Below are 976 nucleotides of genomic sequence, written 5' to 3'. Positions count from 1 at the left end.
GTACAGGCGGTTGGCGGGGTACTCGCTTGACATCCGAACCATCCGGACCGGCGACCCGCCCCCGGCCGGCTCCCGAGGACGGCCCTCTTCACCGGGCCGCGTCCGGCTTCCCGCCCGCCCCCGCGGTGACGCCCGCCACCGCACGCCCGGCACCGCGGGGGCGGGCGGGAAGCCGGACGCGGCCCGGTGAAGAGGGCCGTCCTCGGGAGCCGGCCGGGGGCGGGTCGCCGGTCCGGATGGTTCGGATGTCAAGCGAGTACCCCGCAAACCGCCTGTACAGGCCAGCAACCGTTGCGTCATGGGCGGACCCTCGTGCATGCTCCGGGGAACCCGCCTCCCGGTTCGCGCGGGATCTGGGCCACGGAGGCGTGCCGCCGTACCCTTGGGGGTATGGGGTTGGGAAGGCACTTCCCGGACACAGCTCCGCCGCACACTGTCGTCCCACACAAGGATCACAACCCCGAGACAGCCATGGCCGGTCACGAATTCTTCGAACCCGCGGACCGCAAGCGGCCGGTCGCCGATCCGACGGCGTCCGAACCCCTGGCGGCGGAGGAGTCACGTCATGCGTGCGACCCCGCCTTCCGGCACGGGGTGGTCGTCGGCTTCGACGGGTCCACGTCCAGCGAACGGGCCCTCGCGTACGCCATCGGCATGGCGCGGCGCTCCGGGTCCGGTCTGATCATCGTCCACGTCGCCAACCGGCTGCCCACCACGGTGTGGGCGGGCTGCGAGCCGCCGGTCTTCGTCGACGTCCCGGACCACCGCACGGAGGTGCTGGGGCTCGAACTGGCCTGCGCGGACTATCTGGCCGAGGTGCCGTGGATCCTCGTCGAGCGGGGCGGGGACATCTGCCATGAACTCGAAGAGGTGGGGCGGGAGTACTCCGCCGATGCGATTGTCGTGGGTTCTACCCACGGGATCGTGGGGCGGCTTTTCGGGTCGGTTGCGGGGAGGTTGGCGAAGCGGGCGCAGC

General features: G+C 71.9%; 1 protein-coding gene. It reads left to right on the top strand.

Translation table 11 applies throughout. The features are described from left to right. Positions 1-471: 471 nt before the first annotated feature. On the top strand, positions 472-976 hold a 505-nt coding region (locus CCN29_RS32975; protein WP_086686191.1), incomplete at its 3' end, for a universal stress protein.

Origin of the sequence: Streptomyces pseudogriseolus (assembly GCA_002154585.1) — a bacterium.
GTDB lineage: Bacteria > Actinomycetota > Actinomycetes > Streptomycetales > Streptomycetaceae > Streptomyces > Streptomyces pseudogriseolus.
The sequence above is the reverse complement of the archived record's forward strand: the minus strand, read 5'-3'. Positions and strand labels throughout refer to the sequence as shown.